The following is a 17,264-nucleotide window of genomic DNA, read 5'->3' on the forward strand; positions in this document are numbered from 1 at the left end:
GTGGTCACGCCCCCGCCTTCGTGGTGCCGGCGGCCGTGTCGGTGAGTGGTGTGTCCGGTGGTACGTCGAGTTGGCCGGTCTCGTGGAATTCGAGCTGCTTCCTGCGGTCGGCGACGAGGCCTTCGGGGCGGAAGCGCATGAGCAGGATAAGGGCGATCCCGAAGAGGAAGAGCTGGTAGTCCTGCATGAACTGGAGCTTGGCCGGGATGAGGTAGAGCAGTGCGGCGCCGACGAGGGGTCCGCTGAGGGTTCCCATGCCGCCGAGGATGACGGCGGCGAGGAGGAACGCGGAGTTCGGAGGCACGGAGCCGGCGAACTGGTACTGCTCGGGGGTGACCGTGTAGGACACGTGTGCCTGCACGGTTCCGGCGAGGCCGGCGAGGGTGGCGCCGAGGGCGAAGGCGAGCAGCTTGAGCCGGAAGGCGTTGATGCCCATGGCGGTGGCCGCGGTCTCGTCCTCGCGGATGGCGACCCAGGCGCGGCCGATGCGGGATTCGCCGGAGCGCCGGAAGACGAGGACGACGACGGCGGTGAACAGGAGCATCAGCAGGTAGTAGTTGGCCGACCTGCCGAGGGTGATGCCGCCGATGTCGTGGCTGATCCCGAAGTCGAAGCCGAGGAGCTTGAGGTCGGGGATGCTGGGGATGCCCTGGGAGCCGTTGGTGAGGTCCGGGCCGCTGACGCCGTTGAGGGCGTTGACGGTGAGCCGGAAGATCTCTCCGAAGCCGAGGGTGACGATGGCGAGGTAGTCGCCGCGCAGCCGGAGCGTCGGGGCGCCGATGACGACGCCGAAGACGAGTGAGGCGGCGGCGCCGGTGAGGACGGCGGCCCAGAAGGGGAACTGGACGCCGACGGGGGAGAGGGGGCTGCCGGAGACGAGTGCCGCGGCGTAGGCGCCGACGCCGAGGAAGGCGACGTATCCGAGGTCGAGGAGGCCGGCGAGGCCGACGACGACGTTGAGGCCGAGTGCGACGGTCGCGAAGATGAGGATGTTGGCGCCGATGAGGGCGTATTCCTCGTTCTGCTGGGTGAAGGGGAAGCAGAAGGCTGCGACGAGTGCGGCGCACAGGGTGACGTTGCGGTGCTTGGCGGTCAGCGCGGTGATGCGGGCGATGAGGCCGGCCCGGGTGAGTGCGGTGAAGCCGAAGGCGACGGCGAGGACGTAGCCGATGAAGAGTTCGGCGTACTCGGTGTCGATGCCGTAGGTGAAGACGTAGAGCGCGACGCCGAAGGCTCCGGCGATGATGAGGATCTCGGCCCATGAGGGGAGTGCCTTGGCGCGGGCGGGTGCCGGTGCGCGGAGGCTCGCGAGGAATCGCTTGGGTGCGCTGGAGTCGGTGGTGTCGTCCTGGGGCAGGTCGCTGGGGAGTCCCAGGGCTGCGACGGCGGCGACGAGTGCGCCGACGAGGCTGATCCAGGCTCCGGGCTCCAGCTCGATCGCGCCGAGGAGGTTGCCGTTGTCGTCCTTGGTGAGGATGACGGCGATGACGGTGTAGGCGGTGGTGACGAGGGTGCCGAGGGCGAGCAGCCGGGTGGGGCTGTTGGTGCCGCCGGGGGTGAGCCAGCGCAGGCCCTTGATGCCGTAGCCGGAGAGGGCGAAGAGCAGGGTGAGGGCCGCGCTGATGAGGGTGAGGACCTGGAGGCCGCCGGGGTAGCCGGTGACGGTGAGGTCACCGGGGAAGGTGTCGGTGTAGGTCCAGGCGAGGAAGGTGCCGATGAGGGCGAGTGCGGCGCCGGTGGTGGTGGCGGCGCGTGCTGCCGTGGTGGGCAGCGGGAGGAGGGCGGTGTTCGCGGCGGGGGTCGTGGTGGTCATCGGTATCACGCCCTGTCCGCGACGCGTTCGCCCAGCAGGCCTTGCGGGCGTATGAGGAGGACGAGGATGAGGAGCACGAAGGCCCATACGTCCTTCCAGGCGCCGCCTCCGAAGAGTTCCATGCCGGGTACGTCGCTCATGTAGCCGGTGGCGAGGGCTTCGGCGACGCCGAGGACGACTCCGCCGAGCATGGCGCCGTAGATGTTGCCGATGCCGCCGAGTACGGCCGCGGTGAAGGCCTTGAGGCCCATGATGAAGCCCATGCGGAAGCCGATCTGGCCGTTCTTGAGCCCGTAGGCGACGGCGGCGACGGCGGCGAACGCGGCACCGATGGCGAAGGCCATGACGATGATGCGGTCGGTGTTGATGCCCATGAGCTTGGCGGTGTCGGGGTCCTGCGAGGTGGCCTGCATGCCGCGGCCGGCCCGTGTCTTGGAGACGAAGAGGCCGAGGGCGAGCATGCACACGGGTGCGGCGATCAGGACGAAGAGGTCACCGCGCTGGATGTGGGCGCCGAAGATGTCGATCGCTTCGCCCTTGAACTGGGGGAAGGAGCGGTCCTTGGTGGCGTCGGGGTACCACATCCACACGGCCTGCTGGAGCGCGAGGGAGAGGCCGATGGCGGTGATGAGGGGGGCTAGGCGTGGTGCCGTGCGCAGGGGCCGGTAGGCGAAGCGTTCGGCGGCGACGCTGACGGCGACGGAGCAGATGACTCCGCCGGCGATCATGAGGGGTATCGCAGCGAGCAGGGAGAGTCCGGACGGAAGCCCGAGGTAGACCGTGAGGGCTCCGAAGCCCCCGATCATGAAGATCTCGCCGTGTGCGAAGTTGATGAGCTGGATGATTCCGTAGACCATCGTGTAACCGATCGCGATGAGACCGTACATCGCGCCGAGGATGAGTCCATTGGCCAGCTGTTGCGGCAGTTCGTTCACCGCAGGGCCTCCGTGGAGTGGTTCGGATATGGCACCGCGCGGGAGCGCTCGTAGCGCTCCCGCGCGGGTTGTGTGCGTGCGCTGTGCTGTCGTGGGGCCCTGGCGGACCTACTTGACGGCCTCGCTGAGCTTGGAGACCCACTTGCCGCCGGTGACCTGGTAGGCGGTCATCAGGGTGTTGGTGGTGTCGCCGTACTCGTCGAAGGCGACCGGGCCGGTGACACCTTCGAAGCTGACCTTGGCCATGGCGTCGAGGACCTTGGCGCGGGCGTCGTCGGGGAGCTTGCCGTCGTTCTCGGCGACGACGGCCTTGACGGCCTCGATGATCGCCCAGGTGGCGTCGTAGGTGCCGCCGCCGTAGGCCTCGTAGGCGTCCTTGTAGCCGGCGGTCTTGTAGTCGGCGATGAACTTCTTGGCGGAGTCGAGCTCTTCGACGGGCTTGCCGACGGAGGTGGCGATGTCGCCTTCAGCCTTCTTGTTCAGCTTGATGAAGTCGGCGCTGTACATGCCGTCGCCACCCATGAGGGGGATCTTGACGCTGTCCTTGAGCTGCTGGCTCAGGGGTGCGCCGGCGGGGTACTCACCGCCGTAGTAGACGGCCTTGGCGCCGGAGCTCTTGACCTTGGTGACGACGGAGTTGAAGTCGCGGTCGTCGGGGTTGATGTGGTCGGTGCCGACGATCTTGCCACCGAGCTCGCTGAAGGTGGCCTTGAAGGAGGCGGCGAGACCGGCGCCGTAGGGCTTCTGGTCGTCGATGAGGTAGACGTCCTTGACCTTGGCGGTCTTGAAGAGGTAGTTCGCGGCGAAGGCGCCCTGGATGGCGTCGGTGGTGGCGGTGCGGAAGTAGGCCGCGTAAGGGCGCTTCTTGTCGCCGGTCTTCCAGTTGTTGCCCTGGGTCAGCTCGGTGCCGGTGTTGGCGGGGGAGACCTGGGTGAGCTTGGCGTCGGTGAAGGGCTTCTGCATCGACTGGGCGACGCCGGAGTTCAGCGGGCCGACGACGCCGAGGAGGTCCTTGTTGCCGATGAACTTCTGGGCGTTCTGCTGGCCGACGGAGGGCTGGGCCTGGTCGTCGAGCGCCTGGAGTTCGAATTTGATGCCGGGGACGGTCTTGTCCTTGTTGGCGGTCTTGACGGCGAGGTCGGCGGAGTTCTTGATGCCGAGGCCGAGGGCGGAGAGGTCGCCGGTCAGGGGGGCGTCGACACCGATGACGACGGTCTGGGTGTCGCCACCGCCGCTGCTCGAGGTGTCGTCGTCGCGCGAGCCGCAGGCGGTGAGCGTCAGTGCGCCTGTGGTGAGCACGGTGGTGAGGATGAGCAAAGAACGGTGTCGCACGAAAGGTCCTTTCCCTGGCGCGGCCTCCTCTGCTGAGGTGCCGTGACGTTCGCCGGGCCGTGCTGGGTCGTTTGAGGGCCGTGCAGCAGACGCGCCCGGCGGCGCGGTGACTGGCCGTGACTCTAAGGGCAGGTGAGGGGGTGCGGGACGGGTCCGCTGATGATGTGACTGTCTTGTTATGCCATGGGGAAGGCTTGGTGGTCACTGTGTGGACATGTACGGCTTTTCGTCCGGGGGAGAAGTGACCGCATGGTGAGAACGCGCAGCTCTGCTAAGGGGCTTGGGGCGATCTTGGTGCTGTCGCGCGAATCGGGGCGCAAGGGGCGCGACGCGTCGCGGCGGGGTGGGTGGCCGTGAGCCGCGCGGCCTTTTACGTGTATTGCACACATGTTACGCAGTGTTACATCCGTGGGATGTGTTTGAAATGCCGCGGGGACGGTGTGGCTGTTGGAGTGGGTCACGGAACGGGGGTACGCGTCAAGGGTGTTGACCGTGCGTGTTCGGCAACTTCCCGGAAATCTTCCGGATATGGGTCTGCCCGGTCCGGAATGCGGTGCGCTTTCCGGCCGGGCAGAGGGGTTTTGGAGCGTGCGGTGTCAGTCCGCGTCGGGGCGGGGCGCGTCGCGCAGCAGGCAGGTGAGACGGGCGGTGCAGACCCGCTTGTCGTGCTCGTCGGTGATGACGATCTCGTACGTGGCGGTGGAGCGGCCCCGGTGGACGGGGGTGGCGACGCCGGTGACGAGACCGTTGCGGGCGCCCCGGTGGTGGGTGCAGTTCAGGTCGACGCCCACGGCGATCTTGGTGGCGCCGCCGTGGAGCATGCTGCCGACGGAGCCGAGGGTCTCGGCGAGGACGGCCGAGGCGCCGCCGTGGAGCAGTCCGTAGGGCTGGGTGTTGCCCTCGACGGGCATGGTGCCCACGACGCGGTCGGCGGAGGCCTCGACGATCCTGACGCCCATGCACTCGCCGAGGTGGCCGGCGGAGAAGAGCGCAGGGAGGTCGACGCCGAGCGCGGCGTACTCGTCGATGATCTCCTGGGGGAACGTGGGTGCGGTGTGCTCGCCCATGGGTCCGGCTCCGATCGTGTGCGGTGGCTCGTTGCTGTGTGCACTGTTCTTATCAGACGGCTGAGCGAACGCTTAGGGTCCCGGGACCGGCCGCGAGGGCCGGACCCCGGACCAGGACCCTCAGGGGGTCTCGAACCGGACGACGACCGACTTGCTGGCCGGGGTGTTGCTCGTGTCGGCGGTGGCGTCGAGCGGGACGAGCACGTTGGTCTCCGGGTAGTAGGCGGCGGCGCATCCCCGGGCGGTCGGGTAGTGCACGACGCGGAAGCCCGGGGCGCGGCGCTCGACGCCGTCCTTCCACTCGCTGACGAGGTCGGTGTAGGCGCCGTCGGCGAGGCCGAGGGCCCGGGCGTCCTCGGGGTTGACCATGACGACGCGGCGACCGCCCCTGATGCCGCGGTAGCGGTCGTCGAGGCCGTAGATCGTGGTGTTGTACTGGTCGTGCGAGCGCAGCGTCTGCAGGAGCAGGCGCCCTTCGGGGAGCCGGGGGTGCTCGACGGGCGCGGCGGTGAAGTTGGCCTTGCCCGTGGCGGTGGGGAAACGGCGCTCGTCGCGGGGGGCGTGGGGGAGGGTGAAGCCGCCGGGCCGCGCGACGCGGGCGTTGAAGTCCTCGAAGCCGGGCACCACGCGGGAGATGCGGTCGCGGATCGTCCCGTAGTCCTTCTCGAACTCCTCCCAGGGGGTGGTGGAGGCGGGGCCGAGGACGGCGCGGGCCATGCGGGCGACGATCGCGGGTTCGGAGATGAGGTGGGGGCTCGCGGGGGTGAGGTTGCCGCGTGAGGAGTGGACCATGCCCATGGAGTCCTCGACGGTGACGAACTGCTTCCGTCCCGCCTGGACGTCCTTGTCGGTGCGGCCGAGCGTGGGCAGGATCAGGGCGCGGGTGCCGGTGACGGCGTGCGAGCGGTTGAGCTTGGTCGAGACGTGGACGGTCAGCCGGGCCCGGCGCATCGCGGCTTCGGTGACCGCGGTGTCGGGGGTGGCGCCGACGAAGTTGCCGCCCATGGCGAAGAAGACCTTGGCCTCGCCGTCGCGCAGTGCCTGGATGGACCGTACGACGTCGTAGCCGTGGTGGCGGGGCGAGGTGATGCCGAATTCCCGGTCGAGGGCGTCGAGGAAGGCCGGGGCGGGCCGTTCGAAGATGCCCATGGTGCGGTCGCCCTGGACGTTGGAGTGGCCGCGGACGGGGCAGACGCCCGCGCCGGGGCGGCCGATGTTGCCGCGCAGGAGGAGGAGGTTGACCACTTCGCGGATGGTCGGCACGGAGTGCTTGTGCTGGGTGAGGCCCATGGCCCAGCAGACGATGGTGCGTTCCGAGGCGAGGATCATGGCGAGCGCCTGCTCGATGGCGGCGCGGTCGAGGCCGGTGGCGGTGAGGGTCTCGCCCCAGTCGGCCCGGAGGGCCGCCCGTTCGAAGTCCTCGTACCCGTGGGTGTGCTCGGCGACGAAGGCGGTGTCGACGGCTCCGGCCTCGATGATCATTCTGTTGAGCAGCCGGAAGAGCGCCTGGTCGCCGCCGATGCGGATCTGGAGGAAGAGGTCGGTGAGCGCGGCGCCCCTGAGCATGCCGCGGGCGGTCTGCGGGTTCTTGAACCGTTCGAGTCCGGCCTCGGGCAGCGGGTTCACCGAGATGATCTTCGCGCCGGAGGACTTGGCCTGTTCGAGGGCGGAGAGCATCCGGGGGTGGTTGGTGCCGGGGTTCTGCCCGGCGACGATGATCAGGTCGGCCTGGTGGAGGTCTTCGAGGCTGACGCTGCCCTTGCCGATCCCGATGGTCTCGGTGAGGGCCGAGCCGGACGACTCGTGGCACATGTTGGAGCAGTCGGGCAGGTTGTTGGTGCCGAACTCCCGGGCGAAGAGCTGGAGGAGGAACGCTGCCTCGTTGCTGGTCCGCCCGGAGGTGTAGAAGAGGGCCTCGTCGGGGGAGGAGAGCGCGGTCAGCTCCTCGGCGATGATCTCGAACGCGCGCTCCCAGGTCACGGCCTCGTACCGGTCGGCGCCCTCGGGCAGGTACACCGGTTGCGTGAGGCGTCCCTGCTGACCGAGCCAGTAGCCGCTGCGGGCGGCCAGGTCGGCGACGGGGTGCGCGGCGAAGAAGTCCGGGGTGACGCGTCGCAGGGTCGCCTCCTCGGCGACGGCCTTCGCGCCGTTCTCGCAGAATTCCGCGGTGTGCCGCTTGTCGCCCTCGGGCCAGGCGCAGCCGGGGCAGTCGAAGCCGTCCTTCTGGTTGACCTTGAGGAGGGTTTGCGCGGTGCGGCGTACGCCCATCTGCTGCTGGGCGATGCGCAGGGTGTGGGCGACGGCGGGCAGTCCGGCGGCGGCGTGCTGGGCCGCGTCGATCCGCGGCGCGTCCTGGACCGGGTCACCGGTCGGGGGCTTGGTGGCCATGGTGCTCCCCTTCGAGCCTTCGTGCGCCTTCACTGTGTCGGTGCGGCCCCGTCTCCTGCCGGCGCGCACCGTCCTGCTGCCTCGCGCCGCCTTTCCGGCGTCGCGGCGGCCTTGCCCGGTGCGCCGCCGGCCGGCGCCGCACCGTCGTCCGATCCTGTCACGCACGCGTGCCGGGCGGTGGCGCGGGAAAGCCGGAGGCGGGTGCGGGTCCCACGGGTGCGGTGGGCGCCGGGCGCGGCGGTGGCCGGTCCGGATTGTCAGCGGTCCGTGGCAGGATCGGGGGCGTGGCTGAGACGGCATCGAAGAAGACGGCAGACAACCGACCGCGCCTGCTCCTCATGGACGGGCACTCCCTGGCGTACCGGGCGTTCTTCGCCCTGCCCGCGGAGAATTTCACGACGGCGACGGGGCAGCCGACGAATGCCGTGTACGGCTTCATGTCGATGCTGGCGAACACGCTGCGCGACGAGGCGCCCACGCATTTCGCTGTCGCGTTCGACGTGTCCCGCAAGACGTGGCGTGCCCAGGAGTTCCCCGAGTACAAGGCGAACCGCTCCAAGACCCCGGACGAGTTCAAGGGGCAGGTCGAGCTGATCGGCGAGCTGCTGGACGCCATGCACGCAGACCGGTTCGCGGTGGACGGCTTCGAGGCGGACGACGTCATCGCGACGCTGGCCACGCAGGCCGAGGCGGCGGGCTTCGAGGTGCTGATCGTCACGGGCGACCGGGACTCGTTCCAGCTGATCACCGACAACGTGACGGTGCTCTACCCGACGAAGGGAGTCTCGGAGCTGACGCGCTTCACCCCGGAGAAGGTCCAGGAGAAGTACGGCCTCACCCCTGCCCAGTACCCGGACTTCGCGGCGCTGCGCGGTGACCCGTCGGACAACCTTCCGGGCATCCCCGGTGTGGGTGAGAAGACGGCGGCGAAGTGGATCAACCAGTTCGGTTCGTTCGCCGAGCTGGTCGAGCGGGCCGACGAGGTCAAGGGCAAGGCCGGGCAGAACTTCCGGGACCACCTGGACGCGGTGAAGATGAACCGCGTGCTGACCGAGATGGTCCGTGACGTGGAGCTGCCGAAGGGCCCCGCCGAGCTCGGGCGCGCGCCGTACGACCGCACGGCGGTCACCGGTGTGCTGGACATCCTGGAGATCCGCAACCCGAGCCTGCGTGAGCGGCTGCTCGCCGTCGACCCGGGGGCCGAGGAGGCCGGTCCGCCGGAGCCGGCGGCGGGGATCGAGCTGGACGGTGCCGTGCTGGGGCACGGCGAGGTCGCCCCGTGGCTGGAGGCGCACGGCGCGCAGCCGCTCGGTGTGATGAGCGTCGACACCTGGTCGCTGGGCACCGGCTCGGTCACGGAGATCGCGCTCGCCGCCGCGGACGGTTCGGCGGCCTGGCTTGATCCGGCCGAGCTCGACGAGGCCGACGAGCGGGCGTTCGCCGCCTGGCTCGCGGACCCCGAGCGCCCCAAGGTCCTCCACAACGCCAAGAACGCCCTGCGGGTCTTCCCCGAGCAGGGCTGGCGGCTGGAGGGCATCACCATGGACACGGCGCTCGCCGCGTATCTCGTGAAGCCGGGCCGCCGTTCCTTCGCCCTGGACGCGCTGGCCGTGGAGTACCTCGGCCGCGAGCTGGCACCGGCCGCGGCGTCCGACGGGCAGCTGGCGTTCGGCGCCGACGACCGTGCGGAGGCCGATGCGCTGATGGCGCAGGCGCGCGCCGTGCTGGACCTCGGGGACGCGTTCACGACGCGCCTGAAGGAGGTCGGCGCCACCGAGCTGCTGCACGACATGGAGCTGCCCACCTCGATCATGCTGGCCCGGCTGGAGCGGCACGGCATCGCCGCCGACCGGGCCCATCTGGAGAGCATGGAGCAGCAGTTCGCCGGTGCGGTGCAGCAGGCGGTGAAGGAGGCGCACGCCGCGGTGGGCAGGGAGTTCAACCTCGGCTCGCCCAAGCAGCTCCAGGAGGTCCTCTTCGGCGAGCTGGCCCTGCCGAAGACGAAGAAGACCAAGACGGGGTACACCACCGACGCCGACGCCCTGGCCTGGCTGGCCGCGCAGACCGAGCACGAGCTGCCGGTCATCATGCTGCGCCACCGCGAGCAGGCGAAGCTGCGGGTCACGGTTGAGGGGCTGATCAAGACCATCGGTGCGGACGGCCGTATCCACACCACGTTCAACCAGACGGTCGCGGCGACGGGCCGCCTCTCCTCGACCGACCCGAACCTTCAGAACATCCCCGTCCGTACGGACGAGGGGCGGGCGATCCGCCGGGGCTTCGTCGTCGGCGAGGGCTTCGAGACGCTGATGACGGCCGACTACAGCCAGATCGAGCTGCGCGTGATGGCCCACCTCTCCGAGGACGCCGGTCTGATCGAGGCGTTCACCTCCGGGGAGGACCTGCACACGACGGTCGCCTCGCAGGTGTTCGGCGTCGAGAAGACGGCCGTGGACGCCGAGATGCGCCGCAAGATCAAGGCGATGTCCTACGGACTGGCCTACGGGCTGTCCGCGTTCGGCCTCTCCCAGCAGCTGAACATCGAGGCCGGTGAGGCCCGGGTGCTGATGGACACCTACTTCCTGCGGTTCGGCGGGGTGCGGGACTACCTGCACCGGGTCGTGGAGGAGGCCAGGTCCACCGGGTACACGGAGACAGTCTTCGGCCGCCGCCGTTACCTCCCGGACCTGAACAGCGACAACCGCCAGCGGCGGGAGACGGCCGAGCGGATGGCGCTCAACGCCCCGATCCAGGGGACCGCGGCCGACATCGTGAAGGTCGCCATGCTCCACGTGGACCGCGCCCTCACGGAGGCGCGGCTCACCTCACGGATGCTGCTCCAGGTCCACGACGAAATCGTCCTGGAGATCGCCAAGGGCGAGCGGGAGCAGGTCGAGGAGATCCTGCGCCGCGAGATGTCCACCGCGGTCGAGCTCCGTGCGCCGCTGGACGTCTCGGTCGGCGTCGGCACGGACTGGGAGACGGCCGCGCACTGACCCTGCGGCCCCGGGACGCCGTCAGCCGGCGTCCCGGCCGGCGGGCCGGCTCCGCGCGGTCCCTGCCTCCGGCGCCGGCGCCGGCCCGGGGCCGGCGGGCCTGCGCCGCAGCCTCATCCACGCCCCGTACAGCACCAGCCCGGCCGCCAGGCCGGCCCCGGCGCCGAAGCAGGCGGTCGGGACGATGTCGAGGGGTGTGGTCAGCTCCCCGACGTAGGCGTACCAGCGGGCGCACCGGTGGACCAGGCCCAGCAGGACGCACACCGCGAGGAACACGGCCGCCCACCGGCGTTCCGCCCGGCCGAGCACCGGGACGCCGTCGGGTACGGGGGCGGGCCCGGTGCGCCGCAGCCCGGTGTACGCGAACCACGCCAGGACCGTCAGGGCCAGGGCCGAACTGCCGTACTGGACCAGCTGGAAGGCGGGGAAGCCGCCGACGGACCGGTTGAGCACGGGCAGCAGCTCCGTGCCCCACCGGTCGTGATGGGTGAAGGCGTCCCAGACGACATGGGTGCCCGCGCCGATCACGGCGGACAGGACGAACCACCCCGCCTCGGGCAGGGTGGGGCCGCCGGGCTCCCTGCGCCGCCCCCGGACGAACAGGTGGACGCGCCCCCGCGCCGCCCGGGGCAGCAGGGCGACCAGCGGTTCACGCAGCATCAGCCAGAGTGCCACCAGGGCCCCGGTGATGAGGACGTCGACGGTGAGGACGCCCCACAGCGCATGGGTCACCGCCCCGAACTCCATCCCGCCCGGGACGACGGTGTCCGCGTAGTAGGTGACATCGGGGGCGAACGACCCGGCGACGAGGGCGGACGCGACGAGCGGCCCGCGGCCCGCACCGGACCGCCGGATCCCCGGGAGTACGGCTGCGGCGTGGCTGAGCGTGAACGGCATGGCGGCAAGTATGCGTGAGCCCGTGTCATCCGCTCGGGGACCCTGGTGACTTGAGGGGCGAGAAGCTGAACTTTCGGTGAGAAGCGGGCAGGGGACGGTGTCCGCTCGGCGGGAGTTGCCGTAGGGTCGCCTGAGTCCTCGCGCTGGGGAGCGCGAACAGCCGTCGACGGGGAGGGACCGACACGTATGGCAGCGCAATTCGGCCGCAGACTGCGCAGGGGGGCCACCACCACGGCGGTGGCCGCGGCTGCCGTGGCGGCTCTCTCCGCCTCACAGGCCCCCGCGACCCCGCAGACCGGCACGGCCGGTGACCGGACCGCGGCGGACGCGACACCCTCCGGCGACGGCGCGGCCACCGGCAACTCGCCCTACTACACGGACCTGCCGCCGCTCAACACGCCCAACAAGCCCGGTTCGTCCGTGAATCTGCCCGTGACGGGCAGTGCCGAAGCGGGCATACCCGCCTCGATCCTGGCCGCCTACAAGAAGGCGGAGCAGGATCTCGCGAGCACCGACGCCGCGTGCAGGCTGCCCTGGCAGCTCCTCGCCGCCATCGGCAAGGTCGAGTCCGGCCAGGCCCGCGGCGGCAAGGTCGACGCGAACGGCACCACGTTCTCCCCCATTCTGGGCCCGGCTCTCAACGGCCAGGGCTTCGCGCTGATCAAGGACACCGACGGCGGGGCGTACGACGGGGACGCCACCCACGACCGCGCCGTCGGCCCCATGCAGTTCATCCCGTCCACCTGGGCCACCTGGGGCCAGGACGGCAACGGCGACGGACGCAAGGACCCGAACAACATCTACGACGCGGCGCTGGCCGCCGGCCGCTACCTCTGCGCGGGCACCCGCGACCTGTCGCTCGCCGCGGACCTCGACCGGGCGGTCCTCAGCTACAACCACTCGACGGAGTACCTGCGCACGGTCCGCTCCTGGTTCGACTTCTACAACCGGGGCACCCACGAGGTCCCCGACGGCACGGGCGTCCTCCCGGCCGGCACCGACAGCGGCACCACCTCCCCTTCGCCCTCCCCCTCGACCGGGTCCCCGACGCCGAGCCCCGACCCGACGCCGTCGAAGCCCGGCGGCGGCGGGAGCGCGACGCCGTCCCCGGACCCCTCGCCGACGCCTCCCGCCACGACGAAGCCGCCGACGACCAAGCCCACCCCCTCCCCGTCGGAGACGTTCGGCAGCCTCGAGAACGCGGGCACCGGGATTCTCAGCGCCACGGCGGGCGACGCGTTCGCCGAGCGCGTGACGGTGCGGGCGAGGAACATGCTGGGCGCCACGCTCGCCGGAACGCAGGTCACCTTCACCGTCGTCGGCGACACCGACACCCGTTTCGAGGGCGGGAAGAGCACCGTCACGCTGAGGACCGGAGCGGGCGGCACCGCCACCGCACCGGCACTGACGGCCGGTGAGAAGCCGGGCGCCTTCCGGGTGACGGCGGTCGCCGGCACCACCGTGCCGCGTGCCCTCAGCTTCCCCGCGAAGGTCGTCGCCCGGGTCGCGGACACGGTCACCCGCACCGGCGACACGGCCCTGACCGCGGCGCCCGGCACCGCGTTCGCCGACCGGGTCGAGATCCGTACGACCTACAAGGGCACGGGTGTCGCGGACACCGCCGTCACCGCGACGATGATCACCGACGCCGAGACGCCCGCCGAGAACGACAAGGGGCCGTACTTCAAGGACGCGAACGGCGAGCCCGTGCGCACCCTGGACCTGAAGTCCGGCGACGACGGGGTCCTGACGCTCCCGGAGATCTTCGCCGACGGCACCGAGGGCACCTTCACGCTGCGGCTGACCACCGCGAGCGGCGCCACGCTGACCGTCGAGCTGAAGGTCGAGGCGCCCGCGGCCTGACCCGCCACCGCCCGGCCCCCCAGCGGGAGCCGGGCGGCACGGGCCACCGGTACCGAGGACGACCGGGGCCACCGTTGCGGCGACGCAGGGCGGCTTCGGCCCCCGCGACGTCAGGCCGGTGGCCCCGGTCGCGTCGTCCGGCCCGGCACGGCTGACCCGCCCGGCCCGGCGGTGTGGTCCCGATCGGTCCGGCGCCACCGGGGCCCCGGCCCGGCACGCCCCCGGCCCGGGCGCGTCGTTCCGCCCGGCACGATCCCGCCCCGAGCGCCGTCCTCAGGACGACCGGCCCTGGTCGCGTCGCGGCCGCGCGGAGGTGAAACGGGTCGCCTCCACCGTCGTCGGGTCCTCGGGCCACGGATGCTTCGGGTAGCGGCCCCGCAGCTCCGCCCGTACGCCCCTGTAGCCGTCCCGCCAGAACGACGCCAGGTCCGCCGTCACCGCCGCCGGCCGTCCGGCGGGCGACAGCAGGTGGACGAGGACCGGTACCCCGGCCACCCGGGGGGTCTCGCGCAGCCCGAAGAGCTCCTGGAGCTTCACCGCCAGTACGGGCTGCTCCCCGCCGTACTCCAGCCGGACCCTGGAGCCGCTCGGCACCTCGATCCGCTCCGGGGCCAGCTCGTCCAGCCGGGCGGCGTCGCCCGTCGCCCACGGCAGCAGCCGCCGCAGCGCCTGCCCGGCGTCGATCCGCCCCAGGTCCGCCCTGCGCCGGGCCCGTGACAGCTCGGGCTCCAGCCACTCCCCGGCCCGTACCAGCAGCGCGCCGTCCGAGACGTCGGGCCACGGCTTCCCGAGCACCCGGTGCAGGAACGTGAGCCGCAGCCGCAGCTGCTCGGCGTCCCGGGTCCACCGCAGCAGCCCCGTCCCCTCGCGGCGCAGGCCCTCCAGCAGCGCCCCGCGCACCAGGCCGGGCGCCGGCTCGCGCAAGGCGCGCGCGGAGAGTTCGACGGCGCCGAGGCGTTCCACGGAACGCGCCACCACGTCTCCGCCGCTCCAGCGCACCTCCTCGCCCGCGAACAGCAGATGCCCGGCGGCCAGCCGCGCCGTGCCCTCGTCCAGGACGGCCGCCAGCCGCACCCGCGCCGACGCGGCGTGCGCGGGCCGGTCCGCGACCGCCACGGCCAGCCAGGGCGCACTGCGCAGCCGCGAGCCGTCCCCCAGCTCCGCCCCCGTGCCGGACGCCATCAGGAACGCCCCCTCGCCCCGGGCCCGTGCCACCCGCTCCGGGAAGGCCAGCGCCGCCACCAGCCCCACGGCGGCGTCGTCCGGCCCGGCAGCCGTGTCCGCGCCGGAGCCGAGGAACCGCGAGAGGCGCCGCACCTCCTGCCGCCAGCGCGCCGCGTAGCCGTCCCCGCCCCGCCGCGCCGTGCGCAGGGCGTGCGCCAGGTCGTCGCCGTACTCCCGGGGCGGCTCCTCGCTCAGCAGCGCCACCACCTCCGCCGCCCGGCGCCCGCCCACCTCGTCCGCTCCGTCCAGGAGGGCACGGGCCAGCCGGGGATGCAGGCCGAGGCGTGACATCCGTACGCCGCGGGCCGTCGCGTGGCCCGCCGCGTCCACCGCCCCCACCGCTTCCAGGACCTCACGCGCCGCCCCCATGGCCCCGGCGGGCGGGGCGTCCAGCAGGGCCAGTCCCTCGGCCCCGGGGTCGCCCCAGCAGGCCGCCTGCAGCGCGAAGGCCGCCAGGTCGGCCACCTTGATCTCGGGGGAGGGGAACGCGGCCAGCCGTCCGTCCTCGGCCTCCTCCCAGCAGCGGTACACCGTGCCAGGGGCCTCGCGCCCCGCACGGCCCGCCCGCTGGCGCCCGGCCGCCCGGGACGCCCGCACGGTCGTGAGCGCGCTCAGCCCCCGCGCGTGATCGGTCCGGGGTTCCCTGGCGAGACCCGAGTCCACGACGACGCGCACGCCGGGCACCGTCAGCGACGACTCCGCGACGGAGGTCGCCAGGACCACCCTGCGCCCCCGCGAGGACCCGGCCAGCACCGCGTCCTGCACGGCGGCGGGCGCCCGTCCGTGCACCTGGAGCACCTCGGCGTCCAGGCCGGTGAGCCGGTCCGCCACCCGTGCGATCTCGCCCACCCCGGGCAGGAAGCACAGCACGTCGCCGTCCCGTTCGGCGAGCGCCCGGCGCACCACGGCGGCCACGTGCGTCAGCAGCGCCGGGTCCACCCTCATCCCGTGCGGCGGCCTCACGGGGCCGGCCGGCGGTGCCCAGACCACCTCGACCGGATGCGACACGCCCCGGGCCTCCACGACGGGGGCGCCGCCCAGCAGCCGGGCCCAGCCCTCGGCGTCGGTGGTCGCCGACGCGGCGACCAGGCGCAGCTCGGGGCGGATCGTCTCCCGTACGTCGAGCAGGAACGCGGCGGCCGTGTCCGCGTCCAGGTGACGCTCGTGGCACTCGTCGATGATCACCACATCGACCCCGGCCTGCTCCTGGTCGCGCTGGAGCCGCTGGAGCAGCACCCCGGTGGTCACGACCTCCACCACCGTGTCCGGCCCCACCACGCGCTCCCCGCGCACCGTGAACCCCACCCGGCCGCCCGGCGCCTCGCCCAGCAGCCACGCCATCCGCCGCGCGGCGGCCCGGGCGGCGATGCGCCGGGGCTCGGCCACCAGGACCCGGCGCACGGGACCGCCACCGGTCAGCCCGGCGAGCACCAGGGGCACCAGCGTCGTCTTGCCGGTCCCCGGCGGCGCGCAGAGCACCGCGGCCCCCCGCTCCTCCAGCGCCCGCTCCAGGGCGGGCACGGCGGTGCGGACGGGCAGCTGGTCGAGCGCGTCGGTACGGATCACGCCCCCAGTCTCGTACGCCGCCCCCCGCGGCGGGCCACCCGGTGCCTAGGCGCCGTCGCGGCCGTCCCGCTCGCAGACGAAGATCGCGGTCCCGGGGATCAGATGGCCGCGCAACGGGGACCAGCCGCCCCACTCCTGGTCGTTCCAGTCCGGCCACTCCGGTTCCACGAGGTCGACCAGCCGGAAGCCGCCGGCCACCACGTCCCGTACCCGGTCGCCGAGCGTCCTGTGGTGCTCCACGTACACCGCCTCACCGTGCTCGTCCTGTTCCACGTACGGCACGCGGTCGAAGTAGGACGCGGCGACCGAGAGGCCCTCGGGCCCCGGCTCGTCGGGGAAGGCCCAGCGGATCGGGTGCGTCACCGAGAAGACCCAGCGGCCCCCCGGCCGCAGGACCCGGCGTACCTCGCGGAAGACCTGGACGGGGTCGGCGACGAAGGGCACCGCGCCGTAGGCGGAGCAGGCCAGGTCGAAGGAGCCGTCCCGGAAGGGAAGGCGTCCGGCGTCGGCCTCCACCAGGGGGACGCCGCCGCCGATGCGCAGGGCGTGCTGGAGCTGGCGGTGGGAGAGGTCCAGGGCCACGGGACGGGCGCCCTGCGCGGCGAGCCAGCGCGAGCACTGGGCGGCGCCCGCGCCGATCTCCAGGACGTCCAGGCCCTTCAGCCCGGCGGCGGGGCCCAGCAGGGCCGCCTCGGCCTCGTCGAGCCCCTCGGGGCCCCAGACGAAGCGGTCGTCCCCGAGGAAGGTCCCGTGGTCGCTCTGGTACTCGTCGGCGTTCCGGTCCCACCAGCCGCGGCTGGCCCTGCTGCTCTCCGCCGCGCCGGCGTTCCGCCGGGTCGCCTCGGGTTCGGACCCGTAGATCTCTTGGCTCATCGTGCCCGTCGTTGTAGTTTGCCTTCACCCGCCTCGCGCGGGTGCTCCACGGGCCGTACGGGTGAGTACGCTCGTGTGCGCGCACCACGCCGCTGTGACCGATGTGGCCTCGGTGAACGTGAGTTGTGCCGGGATTGGGGCGTTGTGCCCCGGGTGTGCGCCTTCGCGCATTGACCCTGTCCGGCTGCCCCCGTATGCTACAAGTTGCGCTGCGAGCCTGCGCGCTTCAGACCTAGCAGGCCGCGCTCGCGTCTGTTGCATGTCCCCTCGGTTGTCGAGGTGCCTATCCGGTACAGGTTGGGTGCCCTCC

10 protein-coding genes are annotated in these 17,264 nt (G+C 72.1%); 2 read left to right on the forward strand and 8 right to left on the reverse strand.

Annotated features, from left to right (window positions below; translation table 11 throughout):
• Positions 1-4: 4 nt before the first annotated feature.
• The 5 genes from ACFY8O_RS11395 to ACFY8O_RS11415 form a co-directional block, all read right to left on the reverse strand.
• Positions 5-1,813 carry a branched-chain amino acid ABC transporter permease gene (locus ACFY8O_RS11395; protein WP_145802301.1) on the reverse strand — a complete coding sequence of 603 codons (1,809 nt, stop codon included), beginning with the start codon at positions 1,811-1,813 and terminating at the stop codon, positions 5-7.
• Between the two features lie 5 nt (positions 1,814-1,818).
• Positions 1,819-2,748: a branched-chain amino acid ABC transporter permease gene (locus ACFY8O_RS11400; RefSeq protein ID WP_145802303.1), complete on the reverse strand. Its 930-nt coding sequence runs from the start codon at positions 2,746-2,748 to the stop codon at positions 1,819-1,821.
• A 108-nt stretch (positions 2,749-2,856) separates the two neighbouring features.
• Complete coding sequence (locus ACFY8O_RS11405; protein WP_145802800.1) at positions 2,857-4,065, reverse strand: branched-chain amino acid ABC transporter substrate-binding protein; 1,209 nt, start codon at positions 4,063-4,065, stop codon at positions 2,857-2,859.
• A gap of 611 nt (positions 4,066-4,676) precedes the next feature.
• Positions 4,677-5,147, reverse strand: a complete 471-nt coding sequence (locus ACFY8O_RS11410) for a PaaI family thioesterase (protein WP_387900739.1) — start codon at positions 5,145-5,147, stop codon at positions 4,677-4,679.
• A gap of 120 nt (positions 5,148-5,267) precedes the next feature.
• Positions 5,268-7,535, reverse strand: coding sequence for an FdhF/YdeP family oxidoreductase (locus tag ACFY8O_RS11415; RefSeq protein WP_387900740.1), 2,268 nt, complete (start codon positions 7,533-7,535; stop codon positions 5,268-5,270).
• A gap of 284 nt (positions 7,536-7,819) precedes the next feature.
• Here ACFY8O_RS11415 and polA point away from each other — a divergent pair, with 284 nt between their 5' ends.
• Positions 7,820-10,531, forward strand: a complete 2,712-nt coding sequence (polA, locus tag ACFY8O_RS11420; RefSeq protein ID WP_387900741.1) for a DNA polymerase I — start codon at positions 7,820-7,822, stop codon at positions 10,529-10,531.
• 21 nt (positions 10,532-10,552) lie between these two features.
• Here the strand turns inward: polA and ACFY8O_RS11425 are convergent, their stop codons facing one another.
• Positions 10,553-11,428 (reverse strand): DUF4184 family protein, encoded by an 876-nt coding sequence (locus tag ACFY8O_RS11425; RefSeq protein WP_387900743.1) that lies wholly within the window; start codon positions 11,426-11,428, stop codon positions 10,553-10,555.
• Between the two features lie 186 nt (positions 11,429-11,614).
• Between ACFY8O_RS11425 and ACFY8O_RS11430 the strand changes: the two genes are divergently transcribed.
• Positions 11,615-13,291, forward strand: coding sequence for a lytic transglycosylase domain-containing protein (locus ACFY8O_RS11430; RefSeq protein ID WP_387900744.1), 1,677 nt, complete (start codon positions 11,615-11,617; stop codon positions 13,289-13,291).
• Between the two features lie 273 nt (positions 13,292-13,564).
• Here ACFY8O_RS11430 and hrpB read toward each other — a convergent pair whose 3' ends face one another.
• Together hrpB and ACFY8O_RS11440 are read right to left on the reverse strand one after the other, a co-directional pair.
• Positions 13,565-16,081 carry an ATP-dependent helicase HrpB gene (gene hrpB / locus ACFY8O_RS11435; protein WP_387900746.1) on the reverse strand — a complete coding sequence of 839 codons (2,517 nt, stop codon included), beginning with the start codon at positions 16,079-16,081 and terminating at the stop codon, positions 13,565-13,567.
• Between the two features lie 45 nt (positions 16,082-16,126).
• A complete protein-coding gene (locus tag ACFY8O_RS11440) occupies positions 16,127-16,954 on the reverse strand; it encodes a class I SAM-dependent methyltransferase (protein ID WP_387900748.1) in 828 nt (275 codons plus the stop codon).
• Positions 16,955-17,264 lie beyond the last annotated feature (310 nt).

This window comes from Streptomyces argenteolus, assembly GCF_042902585.1.
In the GTDB taxonomy this organism is placed as follows: Bacteria; Actinomycetota; Actinomycetes; order Streptomycetales; family Streptomycetaceae; genus Streptomyces; species Streptomyces argenteolus.